This window comes from Arthrobacter sp. USHLN218, from assembly GCF_037144715.1.
GTDB lineage: Bacteria > Actinomycetota > Actinomycetes > Actinomycetales > Micrococcaceae > Crystallibacter.
Genome location: NZ_JBBCYT010000006.1, coordinates 64,610 through 79,521, shown reverse-complemented (window position 1 = coordinate 79,521; position 14,912 = coordinate 64,610). Strand labels below are relative to the sequence as shown.

The 14,912-nt window shown below is 68.9% G+C and carries 18 protein-coding genes; 10 read left to right on the top strand and 8 right to left on the bottom strand.

Annotated features, from left to right (window positions below; all coding sequences use genetic code 11):
* The first annotated feature begins 88 nt into the window (after positions 1-88).
* Positions 89-469: a VOC family protein gene (locus tag WFH44_RS14515; protein WP_336714631.1), complete on the top strand. Its 381-nt coding sequence runs from the start codon at positions 89-91 to the stop codon at positions 467-469.
* Between the two features lie 56 nt (positions 470-525).
* Here WFH44_RS14515 and WFH44_RS14510 read toward each other — a convergent pair whose 3' ends face one another.
* On the bottom strand, positions 526-909 hold the full coding sequence (locus tag WFH44_RS14510) for a DUF5997 family protein (protein WP_336714630.1): 384 nt from the start codon (positions 907-909) through the stop codon (positions 526-528).
* 75 nt (positions 910-984) lie between these two features.
* On the opposite strand from WFH44_RS14510, the gene WFH44_RS14505 reads away from it, so the two are divergent.
* The 6 genes from WFH44_RS14505 to WFH44_RS14480 all read left to right on the top strand — a co-directional run bounded on the left by WFH44_RS14505 (position 985) and on the right by WFH44_RS14480 (position 5,335).
* On the top strand, positions 985-1,770 hold the full coding sequence (locus tag WFH44_RS14505) for a LysR family transcriptional regulator substrate-binding protein (protein WP_336714629.1): 786 nt from the start codon (positions 985-987) through the stop codon (positions 1,768-1,770).
* A gap of 23 nt (positions 1,771-1,793) precedes the next feature.
* Positions 1,794-2,582: an inositol monophosphatase family protein gene (locus WFH44_RS14500; RefSeq protein ID WP_336714628.1), complete on the top strand. Its 789-nt coding sequence runs from the start codon at positions 1,794-1,796 to the stop codon at positions 2,580-2,582.
* Positions 2,583-2,630: 48 nt separating this feature from the next.
* Positions 2,631-3,425, top strand: coding sequence for an enoyl-CoA hydratase/isomerase family protein (locus WFH44_RS14495; protein WP_336714627.1), 795 nt, complete (start codon positions 2,631-2,633; stop codon positions 3,423-3,425).
* A 152-nt stretch (positions 3,426-3,577) separates the two neighbouring features.
* The gene (locus WFH44_RS14490) at positions 3,578-4,120 is read left to right on the top strand and encodes a YceI family protein (RefSeq protein WP_336714626.1); all 543 of its coding nucleotides are present in this window, start codon (positions 3,578-3,580) and stop codon (positions 4,118-4,120) included.
* Between the two features lie 208 nt (positions 4,121-4,328).
* The gene (locus WFH44_RS14485) at positions 4,329-4,580 is read left to right on the top strand and encodes a hypothetical protein (RefSeq protein ID WP_336714625.1); all 252 of its coding nucleotides are present in this window, start codon (positions 4,329-4,331) and stop codon (positions 4,578-4,580) included.
* Positions 4,581-4,651: 71 nt separating this feature from the next.
* On the top strand, positions 4,652-5,335 hold the full coding sequence (locus WFH44_RS14480) for an SRPBCC family protein (protein WP_336714624.1): 684 nt from the start codon (positions 4,652-4,654) through the stop codon (positions 5,333-5,335).
* Here WFH44_RS14480 and pstS read toward each other — a convergent pair.
* Genes pstS through WFH44_RS14450 form a run of 6 tightly spaced genes read right to left on the bottom strand, consistent with a single transcriptional unit; the run spans position 5,322 to position 10,375 of the window.
* On the bottom strand, positions 5,322-6,431 hold the full coding sequence (pstS, locus tag WFH44_RS14475) for a phosphate ABC transporter substrate-binding protein PstS (protein ID WP_336714623.1): 1,110 nt from the start codon (positions 6,429-6,431) through the stop codon (positions 5,322-5,324). The genes WFH44_RS14480 and pstS overlap by 14 nt on opposite strands.
* Positions 6,432-6,487: 56 nt before the next feature.
* Positions 6,488-6,829: a PRC-barrel domain-containing protein gene (locus tag WFH44_RS14470; RefSeq protein ID WP_336714622.1), complete on the bottom strand. Its 342-nt coding sequence runs from the start codon at positions 6,827-6,829 to the stop codon at positions 6,488-6,490.
* Positions 6,816-7,193, bottom strand: a complete 378-nt coding sequence (locus tag WFH44_RS14465; RefSeq protein WP_336714621.1) for a hypothetical protein — start codon at positions 7,191-7,193, stop codon at positions 6,816-6,818. The genes WFH44_RS14470 and WFH44_RS14465 overlap by 14 nt, the downstream gene beginning before the upstream one ends.
* Positions 7,190-8,419 (bottom strand): NRAMP family divalent metal transporter, encoded by a 1,230-nt coding sequence (locus WFH44_RS14460; protein ID WP_336714620.1) that lies wholly within the window; start codon positions 8,417-8,419, stop codon positions 7,190-7,192. Before WFH44_RS14460 ends, WFH44_RS14465 begins: the two co-directional genes overlap by 4 nt.
* Positions 8,416-8,865 (bottom strand): hypothetical protein, encoded by a 450-nt coding sequence (locus WFH44_RS14455; protein ID WP_336714619.1) that lies wholly within the window; start codon positions 8,863-8,865, stop codon positions 8,416-8,418. Before WFH44_RS14455 ends, WFH44_RS14460 begins: the two co-directional genes overlap by 4 nt.
* Complete coding sequence (locus tag WFH44_RS14450) at positions 8,852-10,375, bottom strand: FAD-dependent oxidoreductase (protein ID WP_336714618.1); 1,524 nt, start codon at positions 10,373-10,375, stop codon at positions 8,852-8,854. Before WFH44_RS14450 ends, WFH44_RS14455 begins: the two co-directional genes overlap by 14 nt.
* Before the next feature lie 109 nt (positions 10,376-10,484).
* Between WFH44_RS14450 and WFH44_RS14445 the strand changes: the two genes are divergently transcribed.
* Both WFH44_RS14445 and WFH44_RS14440 read left to right on the top strand, forming a co-directional pair.
* Positions 10,485-11,063: a cysteine hydrolase family protein gene (locus WFH44_RS14445; RefSeq protein WP_336714617.1), complete on the top strand. Its 579-nt coding sequence runs from the start codon at positions 10,485-10,487 to the stop codon at positions 11,061-11,063.
* Positions 11,064-11,107: 44 nt separating this feature from the next.
* Positions 11,108-11,350 (top strand): DUF2630 family protein, encoded by a 243-nt coding sequence (locus tag WFH44_RS14440; protein ID WP_336714616.1) that lies wholly within the window; start codon positions 11,108-11,110, stop codon positions 11,348-11,350.
* A gap of 6 nt (positions 11,351-11,356) precedes the next feature.
* Here the strand turns inward: WFH44_RS14440 and ku are convergent, their stop codons facing one another.
* Positions 11,357-12,292, bottom strand: a complete 936-nt coding sequence (ku, locus tag WFH44_RS14435; RefSeq protein ID WP_336714615.1) for a non-homologous end joining protein Ku — start codon at positions 12,290-12,292, stop codon at positions 11,357-11,359.
* A gap of 69 nt (positions 12,293-12,361) precedes the next feature.
* Between ku and WFH44_RS14430 the strand changes: the two genes are divergently transcribed.
* Positions 12,362-14,902, top strand: a complete 2,541-nt coding sequence (locus WFH44_RS14430) for an ATP-dependent DNA ligase (RefSeq protein WP_336714614.1) — start codon at positions 12,362-12,364, stop codon at positions 14,900-14,902.
* Positions 14,903-14,912: the final 10 nt, after the last annotated feature.

The following is a 14,912-nucleotide window of genomic DNA, read 5'->3' as shown; positions in this document are numbered from 1 at the left end:
GGCGGCAAGGGTCCCGGTCTTCGGACCGGACCCTTCTTTTTGTCCGGCGCTCCTCCGGTTGGCCGCGGGTCCGCGGTAGGCTCGCACAATGCGGATCAAAATGTGCAGCATCCATGTCAAAGACCCGGCGGAAGCGTTCAAGTTCTACACCGAGGTTCTGGGGTTCGAGGAACTCGTCGCGATGCCCGAGTACTTCCTCTACATCGTGAAGTCGCCCGAGGAGGGGCAGGGGACCGGCCTGCTGCTGGAGCCCAGCGACAACCCGCTCGGCGAGGCGTACATGAAGGGCGTGTACGACGCCGGCATGCCCACCATCGTCTTCGGGGTGCCTGATGTGCAGGCAGAGTATGAGCGGTTGGTCGCCCGAGGCGTGAAGTTTACCGCCGAGCCGCAGCCGGATCCCTCGGGCATCCTGTCCGCGGTGTTCGACGACGGCTGCGGCAACCTGGTCCAGCTGCACCAGGACTAACCCGGCCGGCCCGGCCGGCTCCGCCCTGGTTTTGCCGGGCCTGTCTTCGCGAAAGCCTAGCTCGACCGGGTTTCGGTGCGCTCTTTGAGCCGCTGTTCCTCGGCGCGGACGGCCGCGAAGGACGCGCGCTCGGCGACCAGCCACTGGGGCGGATCCTGCAGCAGCGCGGTGATCTCCGCCGTCGTCAGCGGATCCGTGATTCCGCCGCGCGCGAGGCCGCCGATGGAGACGTTCAGTTTCCGGGCGACTTCCGGCCGGGGGTGCGGCCCGTTGCGGCGCAGGTCCTGCAGCCACTGCGGCGGGTTGGCCTGGAGCTGGTCGAATTCCTCGCGCGAGACGGGGTTGTCCTGGAATTCCTGGGGTGCTGCCGGCAGGTAGATGCCCAGCTTCTTGGCTGCTGTGGCCGGTTTCATGGTCTGGGACGGTCGCGCGCTTGTCATGGGACCAGCGTAGCCGCCCTCGGCTAATCTATTGAAGGACCGGGCCCCCGACGGGCGCGCAGCCGAGAGGAACGCATGGACACGGACACCCCCGGGCAGCGGACGCTGACCATCGGCCTGGTCCCCGGTGTTATCCCGGACAAGTGGACGCGCCGCTGGGCGGACCGGATGCCGGACATCCCGCTGCGCGTGCTGGCTTGCGGCGAGGACGAGCAGCTGCAGGTCCTGCGCGACGGCCGGGCTGACATGTGCTTCATCCGGCAGGCGGCGGACGCCGAGCCGCCCGCGGGCCGGGAGGAACTGAGCCTGATCCCGCTGTACACCGAGCGGCCGGTGGTGGTGGCGCCGAAGGAGCACGAGCTCGAGCTCTATGACGAGGAGGTCCCGGCCGCCGAACTGGCCGCGTTCACGGTGCTGGATCCGGCGGAGATGGGCGGAGCCAGGACGGGCGTGGAAGTGGTGGCGTCCGGGGCCGGAGTCATGGTCCTGCCGATGTCGGTGGCCCGGCACTACAGCCGCAAGGACGTCATCAGCCGGATCGTGGCCGGTTACCCGGAGACGAAGGTCGGCCTGGCCTGGCTCACAGAGCGCACCGACGAGGTCATCGAGGAATTCATCGGCGTGGTGCGCGGACGCACGGCCAACAGCTCGCGCCAGCCGTCCGTGCGCCGCGAGGCCGAGGCGAAGAAGGATACCCGGGGCCGGAAGGGAGCCGGCGGACAGGGCGGCACGGCGGGCGCCCAGGGCGGCGGCAAAAGCCCCGCCAAAAGCGGCACCAAGGGCGGCCAGGGAACCAAGGGCAAGAGCCCCAAGGGCCGGCAGCCGCCGAAGGGCCGGCGCCCCAAGCGTCACGGACGGTGACCGGCCGCGGTTAGGCTGGTGCCATGACGTTGCCGCAGAACCCTGACCATCTTGACGATGCCGACCTGGCGGCCTGGCTGGTGCGCTCCGCGGCCCAGCTGGCCGCCCGGATGCGCTCCGACGTGACGACGTTCGAGGAGAAGACGAGCATTTCCGACGTGGTGACGGCGGCGGACATGGCGGCCGAGAAGCTGGTGGTGGACACCCTGCGCCGGGTGCGGCCCCAGGACAGCATCTTCGGCGAGGAGGGGTCCGAGTACGCCGGCACTTCGGGCCGGACTTGGGTGATCGACCCGGTGGACGGAACCTACAACTTCTTTACCGGGGCGACGTACTGGTGTGCTGCCCTGGCCCTCAAGGACGACGGCGGGGTGCAGCTGGGCGCCGTGTACCACCCCGCGGAGGATGCCCTCTGGCTGGGCGGGCAGGACCGTCCGACCACGCGCAACGGGGTCCCGGCGTCAGTCCAGGCCAGCACCCCGCTGGACCAGAGCTGCGCCGCCGCCTACCTCCACCACACCTACCTGCGGGACGGGAACGCCGCGGAGCCGTACCTCGCGGCCGTGCTCGGGGCGGCGACCTACCGCACCTGGGGCTCCGCCTCCTGCGAGCTCGCCGCCACGTCCGCGGGCATATTTGGGGTGTGGCTGCAGCAGGGGCTGCCGGAATGGGACTGGCTCCCCGGCAAGGCCTTGGTGGAAGCGGCCGGCGGGGACACCGCCGTCGTGCAGGTCAAGGGATACCGCTGGCACGTGGCCGGCGGGCAGCAGCAGGTGGCCGACACGGTGCGGCTGCTGCAGTCGCAGGCTTAGCCGAAGTAGTTGAACACTCAGCAACGGGACGAAAGAGGGCAGGACCGCATGCAGCAGTACGAGACACTGAAGATCGAGCGGGCCGAGGCGCTGGCCACCGTCACGCTGGAGCGGCCTGAGGCCATGAACGCGCTGAGCAGCCGCGTGGTGGCCGAGCTGGCGGAGCTGGTCGAGGAGCTGCGGTCGCCGGAGGCCGCCGGCATCCGCTGCGTGCTGCTCACGGGCTCCGGCGGAAAGGCCTTCGCCGCCGGTGCCGACATCCGCGAACTGGCGGACATGACGGGGGAGCAGGCCGCGCGCTACAGCGGCGCGATGCTGGAGGTGACGCGGGCGCTGGAGCAGCTGCCGATGCCGGTGATCGCCTGCGTCAACGGCTTCGCCCTCGGCGGCGGACTGGAACTGGCGATGGCCTGCGACTTCATCTACGCGACGGCGAACGCCAAGTTCGGCCAGCCGGAGGTCAACCTCGGCCTGATTCCGGGCTTTGGCGGAACGGTCCGGCTGCCGCAGCTGGTGGGCCCGGCCCGGGCCAAGGAGCTGATCTACAGCGGCCGCGCCATCGACGCAGCGCGCGCCCTCGAGATCGGCCTGGTCAACCAGGTCTTCGACACGCGCGAGGAGATGCTGGAGGCCGCTGCGGCCACCGGCGCCGAAATCGCCGCCAAGTCGCCGGCGGCCGTTGCCAGCGCCAAGCGGACGGTGGATGCCGTGGCCGCGCTGCCTACCGCCGAGGGCCTGAAGCTGGAGCGCGATGCGTTCGCCGGAGCCTTCGGCACCGAGGACGCCAGGATCGGCACCCGGGCCTTCCTGGCCAAGGAAAAGCCGGAGTTCACGGGGAAGTAGCCTCCCCGTCGCCTCTGCTCCATTATCGGGCGAAAGTATTGCGGCGGCGGCAGTGTGATGCATATTATGTTGACGTATCAACTAATACGCCGCTACAGTTATATACGAACGCATGAAAAATGCTGTCGGATAAGCAACCCTAGGAGGCACTCATGGCCATCGAACTCACCCCCGGAACCTGGAACCTGGACCTGGCCCACAGCGAGGTCGGCTTCACCGTCCGCCACGCCGGCATCAGCAAGGTGCGCGGCCAGTTCACCGACGCCGAGGGCACCCTCGTGGTCGGCGAGACGCTCGAGGGTTCGTCCGTGCAGGCCGTGGTGAAGACCGCGTCCTTCGACTCCAACGATGACAACCGCGACGCGCACGTCAAGGGCGCCGACTTCTTCGACGTCGAGCAGTACCCCAACATGACCTTCAAGGCCAGCGGCGTCGAGGGCACCCCGGAAGAGTTCAAGCTGGCCGGCGACCTGACCATCAAGGACACCACCCTGCCGGTGGTCTTCGACGTGGAGTTCGGCGGCATGGCCGTGGATCCGTTCGGTGCCACCCGCGCTGGCTTCTCGGCCACCACCCAGATCTCCCGCAAGCAGTTCGGCATCACCTGGAATGCGGCGCTGGAGGCCGGCGGCGTACTGGTCGGCGACAAGGTGACCATCAACGTCGACGCCGCGTTCGTCCTGCCCTCGAACTAGGCTCGCACGCCCTCGGGCTAGGCGCGCATCGCGCAAAGCACTGACGACGGCGGACGGTTCCCTCCCGCAGCGAAGGGAGCCGTCCGCCGTCGGGCTTTAACGCGTGGCCTTCGGCCGGCAGCCCCGGCATTCCGTTGCCGGTACGGGGCTTGTTGCGTACGGTGGGACGAAACGCGAAGCACCGGGAGACGACGAGAGGAAGCCAGGCATGCGGCACAGGGGCGAGGGCGAACCGGACGCGGTCGGCCGGGGCAAGTCGAAGAACGAAAACGGCAGCACGGACTACTACGGCGGAACAGGGGCCGGCGGCTTCCCGCCCGGCGCCAGCGGCACGGAGGACCTGCCGGTCGAGGATCCTGCGGCCAAGTCGGACAAGCCCGGCGGTTCGGCCCCGGCGCAGGATGTCCCGGGCGGCACCTTGAACGACCCGGACAACGAGCCGGAGGCCGGCGGGGCCTGACCTGCGGCCGGACCATTGCCGCGCGTGCCGGTGCTGGGTACCGTTGATTTATCGTCAGTGGAGGGATTCCCATGGCACGCATCGAAGAGACCATCGACGTAACGCTCGGCGCGGATGACGCGTACGGCCAGTGGATGCATTTTGAGGCTTTCAGCCTGTTCATGCGCAGCGTAGAGCGGGTGATCCGGACCGGCGACGGGGCCCATCACTGGGTGGTCAAGATCGCGGGCCGGCGCCGCGAATTCGACACGCGCATTACCTCGGACGATCCGGGCAAACGCGTGGCCTGGGAGGGGACCGGGGACATGCCGCACAGCGGCGTGATGGTCTTCACCCCCATCGACAACGGGAATACCCGGATGTCCGCGTCGATCGACTGGCAGCCTGGGTCCATGGTGCAGAAGGCCGGCCACCGCGTGGGGTCGGACCACCGGGAGGTCCGCAACGAACTCTGGCGCTTCAAGGACTTTGCCGAGTCCGGCGGCACGCTCACCCACCACGGGGTCCCGGAGCACGGCCTCGGCAGCCACGATTACTTCGGCGGCACCGCCGGCGGCGGCTTCCCGCCCGGGGTCACGGAACAGCCGGACATCCCCATGCAGGACCCGGCGGCGGCCAAGGACCAGCCGGGCGCTCACGGCGAGATGGGCGAGGCCATCCCGCGCCACCGGGCCGCGGATGCTGCCCGGGCCCGAGGCGCCGGCCCGGTTCCGGAGGCGGCGGGGGAGACCGAAGGGGGAACTACCGGGCGCTGATCCGGTCCACCGTCTCGATCGCCTGAGCCGAGAGGCGTTCGGAGAGGGGCGCGGACTTGGCGGACTCGGCGGCCGCGGCCTGGCCTTCCTGGCTCAGCACGTATTTGGCGAAGGTCTTGGCGAGTTCGACCTTGTGTGCGTCCTCGTAGCTGCTGCAGTACACGTGGTACGAGACGAGCAGGAGCGGGTAGGCTCCCGCCGCCGTGGTGGTCCGGTTCAGTTCCAGTGCAAGGTCGCCCTCGGGCCGGCCCTCAACGGGCTTCGACTGATCCAGCGCCTTGGCCGCGGCCTCGGCGGTGACAGGCACGAAGTCGTCGCCGACCTTGAGGTTCACCTTGCCCAGCGGGGGTCCGACGGCGGAGTCATCGGCGTAGGTCACGGCACCTTTGGTGCGCGCGACCATGCTGACGACGCCGGCATTGCCCTGGGCGTTCTCGCCGACGTATTCCGCGGGGAAGGAGTCCGAAGGATCGGCGGTCCACGCCTCGGGTGCCACGGCGTGCAGGTACTCGGTGAAGTTTTCGGTGGTGCCTGAGTCGTCACCGCGGGTGACCGGGGAGACGGGCAGGTCCGGCAGGTCCACGCCGGGGTTCTGGCGGGTAATGGCCGGATCGTCCCAGGTGGCGATCTCGCCCTTGAAGATCTGTGCAATGGTCGCCGCATCCAGGTTCAGTTCGCTGATGCCCGGCAGGTTGAAGCCGACGGCGATCGGCGAAACGTAGGCGGGAACGTTGAAGGCGCCGCCGGGTCCGCAGACATCCTTGGCGAGTTCCATTTCCTCGTCGTCCAGGTAGGCGTCCGAGCCGGCAAAGTCCACCGCACCGGCCAGGAAAGCCGTGCGGCCGGCGCCCGACCCGTCCGGGGAATACTGCATCTGGACCTTGGGGTTCAGCAGGGCGAATTCCGCGCGCCAGGCGTCCATGGCGGCGTTCTGTGCGGACGAGCCGGCGCCGGACAGTGTGCCTTCCAGGTCCGAGCCATGCTGCGCGGCGGCTTCCTGTTCGGCCCCGAGCGGGTAGTCGGAGCCGCAGCTTGCCAGCGGCAGCGCGAGCAGGGCGGCGGCGAGGAAGATCGGGCGGAGTTTTTTGCGTGCCATCACCTCGAGCCTAGCGTTAAGAGACAGTGAACAGGGAGTGAAGGATGGATGGCGGCTCAGGGCAGCATGGGGCTGCGCCGCCGGAAGCCGGGGCGGAGCACGACCCGGCGCTTATCGATCCGCTCCACGTCTTCCCATGCCACCAGGAATGCGCCGCGGTGCCGCCACCTCAGCAGCTGGGCGATCGGCCAAGGCGCCGTGACCCTGGAACGCTCGTAGCCCATGAAGGACGTCCCGCTGTGCGGGCTGACGATGAAGCCCTCGAGCCGCGCCTCGGCCAGCGCCCCGGGGAGCGGCGCGTGCGATCCGTCCAGCGCGAACCGTGCGTCGACCACCTTGCCCAGGCGTCCGCCGTCGTGGTCCGTCACGGCGCTGCCGAGCAGGTCACTGAGGATCATGGCGGCCTCCCGGAATCCGGCCGATGACGTGGTCCCGCACCCAGTGTTCCACCCAACGGATGTCCAGGTCGGCCCCCGCGATGTTCAGGCGGATGACCGTGCCGATCTGGCCGATGCTCCGCCACGGAATCCGTTCCAGCCGTCCCGTCGGGGGGCGGCCGCCGAAGATCCGCGTGCCCAGCACGGAGCCGCTGAGCAGGTTGGTGATCACCGGGGGAGCGGTGCCGGGCGGGATCGTGCCCTCCGGAATGCCGGAGAGCTCCACATCGTCCACCGTGGTGACGGGTACGTCCTCGGTATCGAGGATCTGCCGGTCCAGGAGGTGCAGCTGCGCGTCCAGCACCTTGCCCTTGTAGGAATTCATGCTCCGGCTCCGGTAACGATCATGAGGGGGATGGCGGACAGGGACGCGACCAGAATGATGCCCAGGTAGAAGGTGCCGAGCAGGTTCAGGCCCCGGCCGTTGACGTGCTCGCCCATGTACTCCGGATCGTTGGCAACGATCAGCACGGGGATGTAGGTCAGCGGCAGGGCGATCGCGGAGAAGACCACCGAGTACTCGGTGACCAGGACGGGATCGACCCCGGTGGCGAGGACCGCCAGGCCGATGAGCAGGGTGAGGATCATGGACAGGTGGAAACGCGCAGCGTTCGCGGGGCGGTGGAACTTCCCCCAGGACCACCCGAAGAACTGGGCGAGCGTGTAGCCGCTGGAGAGGGTGGTCTCCAGCGCGGCCCCGAAGGTCGCGGCCACCACGCCGATAATCGCGATGGCCAGGAACAGCTTGCCGCCGGCCTCGGCCACCGGCAGGACCACCTGGGAGAGCGAGGTGACCTGGATTCCCGCGGGCAGCAGCACCACGGCGGCACAGGCGGCGATGGCCACGGAGAGCAGCCCGCCCAGCGGGAAGCCGACCAGGACGTTGATCCTCGACTGCATCAGGTCCTTCAGTTTCCACCCCTCCTCGACGGCGCCGGAGGAGAAAAAGAAGACCTCGTACGGCGTCATGGCCGCGCCGAACAGGGCCACGGCGTAATAGAAGTAGACGGCGGGTCCCTCGTTGCCCGGGATGGCCGGCGTCAGCGCCTGGTCCGCCAGCTCGGTCCAGTCCGGTCCCAGCGCGAAGAGGGCGACCCCGAAGATGATCAGCGACAGGCCCATCAGCCCGGTGACGTTCTCCAGGATCTTGAATTTCACCCGCCAGATGACCAGCCAGACGGCCAGGGCGGCCAGCGGGATCCAGAGCAGGTAATTCACGCTGCTGGCCAGTTGCAGGGCCAGCGCGATGCCGCCGACTTCGGCCGTTACGGTCATGAGGTTGATCAGGAAGGAGGCCCCGAGGTTCGCGCCGGCGGCGCGGGAGCCGAGGCGTTCGCGGATGATTTCGAACGTGGCGCGGCCGCTGACGACGGCGACCTTTCCAGACATATGGGCGAAGGCGCAGATTCCGATAACGCCGAGGACGACCACCCAAAGCAGCGAGAGGCCGAAGCGGGACCCGACGACTGCGTTGGTCACGAGGTCGCCGATGTCGACGAAGCCGCCGATCGCGGTGAGGATGCCCAGCGCAACGCCGAGGATGCGTTTCACGGCAGCCACTCCTTCGCCGCAGCGTCCAGGCGCTCCGCCAGCCGTCCCAGTTCGGCGGCGACGGCTGCCGTTTCCGCGCCGTGATTATCCGCCTGAACCAGGTCCTGGGCCTGGTTCAGCAGGGCGACGGCGGTAAATGCCAGGTCCCTTGCGGCGGCACGGTCGTCGCTTTCCTTTTGGTTCTTCGGCTCAGCCTCGGCGATGTTGGTGGCGGCGTCCGTGGTCTCCTTCAGGGCGTCCTGCAGCGTCGAGTCGGTCAACCCCTTGATGCTCCGGTCCTGGAGGTGGATGTCAAGGGCCAGCTGGGCCGTTGCGGCGGCCGAGGACGTCTGCTCCATGGCCCGGCCCAGCGTGCCATCGACGCCGCCTTCCGCGGTGGCGCAACCGCCTAGGAACAGGGTCGCGGCGAGGGCGGCCGCCGCGGCCGCCGCGCTATTTCGCCTCAAGGTCGCGGGTCGCCGGTCCCTCCAGTACCGTGCCGTCCGGCGCGAAGCGGGAGCCGTGCAGCGGGCAGTCCCAACTGCACTCCGCGTCGTTCCAGGTCAGCACGCCGCCTAGGTGGGTGCAGATGCCGCTGACCCGCCGGGTGGTCCCGTCCACGGTGCTCACTCCGACGGGCCGGGCGTTCCCGCGCACCACCGTGCCCTGGCCCTCGGGCGGGGATGTCTGCGAGGTGCGGGTCAGGCCGCCGAGCCAGCCGGAGACCAGTTCCAGGCCGACCTCGGCATTCGTCTGGACCGTGGACAGCGCGTCCTGGGCCGCTATTCCTGCCTTGTAAAGTTCTGCGGCCCAAGGCTTCGAGCCGCCGAGCAGGGTGGAGGACAAGGCCAGCGCCGCGGCCGCCGCATTGGTCAGGCCCCACTTGTTGAAGCCGGTGGCCACCAGGATCCGGTCCTCGACGAAGGACAGCCGGCCCACATAGGGGACCGCGGCCGCGGGCTCGTAGTCCTGCGCGGACCAGCTGTGCGTCAGCTCGGCCCCGGGGAACTGGTCCTTGGTCCAGCGGACCAGGTCCTCGAGGTTGCCTTTGGTGTGCTGCTGCCGGCCGACGCTGTGCCCGTTGCCGCCGACAATGAGCACCTGCCGCCCGGCGTGTCCGGCGGTGCGGAGGCTGCGGGTGGGGGCGTCGATGGAGAGGTACATGCCGGACGGCATGCCGCCGGGCACGTTGAACGCGGCGGCATAGGAGCGCTGCGGCTTGAGGACGCTGAAATGCCCGCCGCGGTTGAGGACCGGCGTGCCGGTGGCGAGCACCACGTGCTCCGCGGTGACCTGGCCGGCCGCGCTGTGCACGGTCAGCCTGCGGCCGGCCTGCCCGCCCTCGGCGCGCCGGGACCCGATGGCATCCCGGGTGACCGAGACGTTAGTGGCGCGGATCCGCTCGATCAGCACTCCGCCCCGCTCGCGCAGCTCTGCGGCCAGCCCGGCGAGCAGCTCCATCGGGTGCAGCTGGGCCTGGTCCGCGAGGCGCAGCGCCCCGGCGACGGGAAAGGGCAGCTCCGGTGCCGCCTCGACGTATTCTCCGCCCAGCCCGGCGTCGGTGGCCGCCTGCAGTTCGCTGCGCAGGTCGGCAACGCCCTGCCCGGTGGCGGCGTAGGTGAACGCGTCGCGCCGCTCGTAAGCGATGTTGTGCTCCTCGCAGAAGCGCAGCAGCCACGCCTGGCCCTCGCGCTGCGCCTCCACGTAGGCCCGGGCGGTGCGGGCACCGTGGTGCGCGGTGATCCTGGAGAGCTGGCGCCCCTGCAGCAGCGAGACTTTCGCCGTCGTATTGCCGGTGGTCACCGCCCCCGTGCTGCGTGCTTCGAGGACTGCGACGCGCTGGCCGGCGCGCGAGAGCAGGACGCCGGTGGCCAGGCCCGTGAGCCCGGCGCCGACGATGACCGTGTCGTATTCGGCACCCGGCTCGAAGGAATCGGCGGGAATGGCGGGCGCGGTGTCTAGCCAGAGCGATTTCATCCAGTTGTCCTTTCCTGCAAGGTCAACTCCCACCCCACCCTGTTGGACGCAGGCCGTCAAGGGATAGCTAAGCTTGCTTCCAAAATGGTTGGAAACCTTGGGAGGAACCATGGACAGCTCCGGGACGGCCGTTCTGGTCATCGACATGCAGAAGGCCTACTTCGAGGCCGAGGCCCTCCGCGGCCGGCAGGACGAGGTGGTGGCGGCCTGCAACCGCCTGGTCGCCGCGGCCGCCGCCAACGACGTTCCGGTGCTGCTGGTCTGCACCGAGCACGAGCGGGACAAGTCCACCTGGACGCTGAGCATGCTCGACGACGACCAGGGCTTCATCTTCTCCGGCAGCGAGCAGGCCGAGTTCGTTGACGGCCTGCGGCACGAGGGCCTGCCGCGCATGGTGAAGACCCGGGACAGCGCCTTCATGGGCACGGACCTGCTGCTGCGGCTGCGGAATTTCGGGGCCGGCCGGCTGGTCCTGGCGGGGGTGGCCACCCACAATTGCGTGGCCCAGACGGCGGCCGACGCCTTCGCGAACAACTTCCGCGTGGTGTACGCGGCGGACGCCATGGCCTCCACCAACGAAGAGTATGCCGAGGCGATGCGGAACATCCTCAGCGACGAATACCGCCAGCCGGTGCTCGGAGAGGCGGAGGTGGAGAAACTGCTGGCCGCCAGCGGCGAGCCTCAGTAGCCTGATAACCGAGCCAGCAAGCCCGAGCGAGCAGGAGGCCCAACATGGACGACGAGATCCACCGCCGGATCCAAGACCTGATCCAGCAGGAGCAGCGTTTGCGCGAAATCGGCGCCGAGGACAGCGAACAGGCCGAGGCGCGGGCCGCCGACCTGGCCCGGCTGGAGGAGCAGCTGGACCAGTCCTGGGACCTGCTGCGCCAGCGCCGCGCGAAGCGGAAGGCCGGCGACGATCCGGAGGACGCCCGCGTCCGCCCCGTGGACGAGGTCGAGGGCTACCGCCAGTAGCGCGGGTCAGGCGCCCTTGCTGGCCTTGGCCCGGGGGCGCTTCGGCGCGGCCTCTTCGTCCTCGTCCTTTTTCGCGGCGGTCTTCCGGCCGGACGCCTTGGAAGCCGGCTTGGCCTTGGACTCCGCCGCCGTATCCTTCCCGGCCGCGGGCTTCTTGCCCTCGCGGTTCTTTTCCACGCTGCGCCGCAGCGCCTCCATCAGGTCCAGGACCTTGCCGCCCTCTTCCTCGCCTTCCTCGCCGAACGTGGCCTCGGTGTCCAGCGACTCGCCCTGTTCGATCTTGGCGTCGATCAGCGTGCGAAGCTGCTCCTGGTATTCGTCCGTGAACTCGTCGGGCTTGAAGTCGCTAGAGAAGGACTCCACCAGCGCGGCCGACATCTCGCGCTCCTTCGCCGAGATCCGCACCGTCTCCTCCAGCGAGGGAAAGCTGGCCTCGCGGACCTCGTCCTCCCAGAGCAGCGTCTGCAGCATCAGCACGTCCCCGCGCACCCGCAGCGCGGCGAGCCGGGTCTTTTGCCGCAGCGCGAACTTCACCACTGCCGTCCGGTCCGTGTCCTCGAGCGTCTTGCGCAGCAGCACGTACGCCTTGGTGGACTTCGAATCCGGCTCCAGGTAGTAGCTGCGGTCGAACATGATCGGGTCGATCTGGTCGCTCGGGACGAACTCGACGACGTCGATCTCCCGGTTCTTCTCCACGGGCAGGGAGGCCAGGTCCTCGTCCGTGAGCACGACCGTGCGTTCGCCGTCGTCGAAGGCCTTGTCGATGTCCTTGAACTCGACGACTTTTCCGCAGACCTCGCAGCGGCGCTGGTACCGGATCCGCCCGCCGTCCTTCTCATGGACCTGGTGGAGCTTGACGTCATGGTCTTCGGTGGCGCTGTACAGCTTGACCGGGACGTTGACCAGCCCGAAGGCCACGGCCCCTTTCCAGATGGCTCGCATGGGACAAGTCAACACCAAGCATGCTGGCAATTACTAGCTATCAGGGCGCATATTGGCAAGACTAAGCCTATGGCCAGGACAAGCAGTGCCCAGCGGCAGATCGTCGAGGTGGAGGGGCACCGCCTGAGGCTGACCAGCCTGGACAAGGTCATTTACCCCGAAACGGGCACCACTAAGGCGGACGTCCTGTCCTATTACTCGAGCATTGCGCCGTACCTGATTCCGCATGCAGCCAACCGTCCGGTCACGCGCAAGCGCTGGGTCGAAGGCGTCGGAACCGCGGCCAGGCCGGGCGAGGTGTTCTTCCAGAAGAACCTGGAGGACTCGGCTCCCTCGTGGATCAAGCGGCACGCGATCGAGCACAAGAGCGGCACGAACGTCTACCCAATGGTCAACGATCTGGCCACCCTGACCTGGCTGGCCCAGATCAGCGCGCTGGAGATCCATGTGCCGCAGTGGAAATTCGGCCCGCGCGGCAAGCGGAACAATCCGGACCGGATGGTGCTGGACCTGGACCCCGGCGAGGGGGCCGGCCTGGCCGAGTGCGCCGAAGTGGCCCGAATGGTCCGCAGGATCCTAGTGGACATGGGGCTGGATCCGCGGCCGGTGACCAGCGGCTCCAAGGGAATCCATCTCTACGCCGCGCTCGACGGAACGCAGACCTCCGAGGAGGTGTCCGACGTCGCACATGAACTGGCGCGCATGCTCGAGGCGGACCACAAGGACCTGGTGGTCAGCGACATGAAGAAGACGCTGCGGCAGGGGCGGGTGCTGCTCGACTGGAGCCAGAACCACTGGAACAAGACCACCATCACCCCGTATTCGCTGCGCGGCCGGCTGCATCCCATGGTCGCGGCGCCGCGGACCTGGGAGGAGCTCGAGGACCCGGACCTTGGCCACCTGGACTACCGCCAGGTGCTGGACCGGGTGGCGGAGCTTGGCGATGTGCTTGCCGGGATGGGTTCCGGCGCGGTGGCGGAGGAGTCGCTGGAGGAGGCCCGGGACGCGGCTGTGGAGGCAGAGGAGAACGACGGCGGCGCGGGGCCGGCAGCGGACCGGTTGAGCAAGTACCGCTCCATGCGGGACGCGTCGCTGACCCCCGAGCCGGTGCCGGAGGCCAGCCCGGTGGACCGGGCCGGCAACACCTTCGTGATCCAGGAGCACCATGCCCGGCGGCTGCACTATGATGTCCGGCTCGAGCGCGAGGGCGTCCTGGTGTCCTGGGCGGTGCCGAAGGGGCCTCCGCCGGGCACAGGCAAAAACCACCTCGCCGTGCAGACCGAGGACCACCCGCTGGAATACGGCGGCTTCGAGGGCACGATTCCCAAGGGCGAGTACGGGGCCGGCGAGGTCACCATCTGGGACGCGGGCACCTACGACCTGGAGAAATGGCGGGACGGCAAGGAGATCATCGTCATCCTGCACGGGCGCGAGGACGGCGGGCTCAGCCGGGACGGCGGTCCGGCGGGGCCGCGGCGCTATGCGCTGATCCATACCGGCGGGGAGCGCGGCGAAAACAACTGGCTGATGCACTTGATGAAGGACCAGACGCCCGGTTCCTACCGCAAGGGGACGCCGCACGAGCGGCAGGACGACGATCTGGCGAAGGACGCCGAGCCGCAGTTCGTGAAGCCGATGCTGGCCTCACAGGGCGGAGGGGCGGACATCACGGATGAGGACGAGTGGGCGTTCGAGATGAAGTGGGACGGGATCCGGGCGATCGCGATCATCGAGGACAACGGCGTCCGCCTCATCAGCCGCAACGGCAACGACCTCACGTCCGGCTATCCCGAGCTCGCGGACCTGCCGGACGCGGTGCACGCCTCGACGGCGGTGCTGGACGGCGAGATCGTGGCGCTGAACAAGGCCGGCCGCCCCGATTTCGGGCTGCTGCAGACCCGCATGAACCTCACGAAGAAGCGGGAGATCGACCAGGCCGCCAGGAGCACGCCGGTGCACCTGATGCTGTTCGACCTGCTGCATCTGGACGGGCACTCGCTGCTGCGGCTCGAGTACTGCCAGCGCCGGGAGATCCTCGCCAAGGCCGTGGAGGCCGGCGGGCACGTCCACGTTCCGCCGGACATGGACCTCACCCTGGCGCAGGCCGTCTCCACCAGCAAGGAGATCGGCCTGGAGGGCGTTATCGCCAAACGGGTGGACAGCACATACACGGACGGGGCACGTTCGAGGAGTTGGATCAAGATCAAGCACCAGACAACGCAGGAAGTGGTCATCGTCGGCTGGCGGCCGGGCAAAGGCAGCAGGGAGCGCAAGATCGGCTCGCTGCTCGTGGCCGTGCCGCACGGGCCGGAGCTGCGCTACATCGGCCGGGTCGGCTCCGGCCTGACCGAACGTGACCTGGCCGCCGTGGGGGCGCGGCTGAAGAAGATGGCCCGCAAGACGCCGCCGCTGGCCGGTGTCCCCTCCGCCGACGCGGCCGACGCGCACTGGGTCAGGCCCGCGCTGGTGGGCGAGGTGCAGTTCAGCGAGCGGACGGAGGCCGGCAAGCTGCGCCACCCGGTCTGGCGCGGCTTCCGCCCGGACAAGAAGCCGTCGGACGTCGTCGTCGAAACCGAACCCCTGACCGGAACCGCAGCAGCCGAAGCCTGAACCGCCAATC

Coding starts and splice junctions, on each gene's coding strand:
- WFH44_RS14515 (WP_336714631.1), top strand. CDS start 89: ATGCGGATCAAAATGTGCAGCATCCATGTCAAAGACCCGGCGGAAGCG.
- WFH44_RS14510 (WP_336714630.1), bottom strand. CDS start 909: ATGACAAGCGCGCGACCGTCCCAGACCATGAAACCGGCCACAGCAGCC.
- WFH44_RS14505 (WP_336714629.1), top strand. CDS start 985: ATGGACACGGACACCCCCGGGCAGCGGACGCTGACCATCGGCCTGGTC.
- WFH44_RS14500 (WP_336714628.1), top strand. CDS start 1,794: ATGACGTTGCCGCAGAACCCTGACCATCTTGACGATGCCGACCTGGCG.
- WFH44_RS14495 (WP_336714627.1), top strand. CDS start 2,631: ATGCAGCAGTACGAGACACTGAAGATCGAGCGGGCCGAGGCGCTGGCC.
- WFH44_RS14490 (WP_336714626.1), top strand. CDS start 3,578: ATGGCCATCGAACTCACCCCCGGAACCTGGAACCTGGACCTGGCCCAC.
- WFH44_RS14485 (WP_336714625.1), top strand. CDS start 4,329: ATGCGGCACAGGGGCGAGGGCGAACCGGACGCGGTCGGCCGGGGCAAG.
- WFH44_RS14480 (WP_336714624.1), top strand. CDS start 4,652: ATGGCACGCATCGAAGAGACCATCGACGTAACGCTCGGCGCGGATGAC.
- pstS (WP_336714623.1), bottom strand. CDS start 6,431: ATGGCACGCAAAAAACTCCGCCCGATCTTCCTCGCCGCCGCCCTGCTC.
- WFH44_RS14470 (WP_336714622.1), bottom strand. CDS start 6,829: ATGATCCTCAGTGACCTGCTCGGCAGCGCCGTGACGGACCACGACGGC.
- WFH44_RS14465 (WP_336714621.1), bottom strand. CDS start 7,193: ATGAATTCCTACAAGGGCAAGGTGCTGGACGCGCAGCTGCACCTCCTG.
- WFH44_RS14450 (WP_336714618.1), bottom strand. CDS start 10,375: ATGAAATCGCTCTGGCTAGACACCGCGCCCGCCATTCCCGCCGATTCC.
- WFH44_RS14445 (WP_336714617.1), top strand. CDS start 10,485: ATGGACAGCTCCGGGACGGCCGTTCTGGTCATCGACATGCAGAAGGCC.
- WFH44_RS14440 (WP_336714616.1), top strand. CDS start 11,108: ATGGACGACGAGATCCACCGCCGGATCCAAGACCTGATCCAGCAGGAG.
- ku (WP_336714615.1), bottom strand. CDS start 12,292: ATGCGAGCCATCTGGAAAGGGGCCGTGGCCTTCGGGCTGGTCAACGTC.
- WFH44_RS14430 (WP_336714614.1), top strand. CDS start 12,362: ATGGCCAGGACAAGCAGTGCCCAGCGGCAGATCGTCGAGGTGGAGGGG.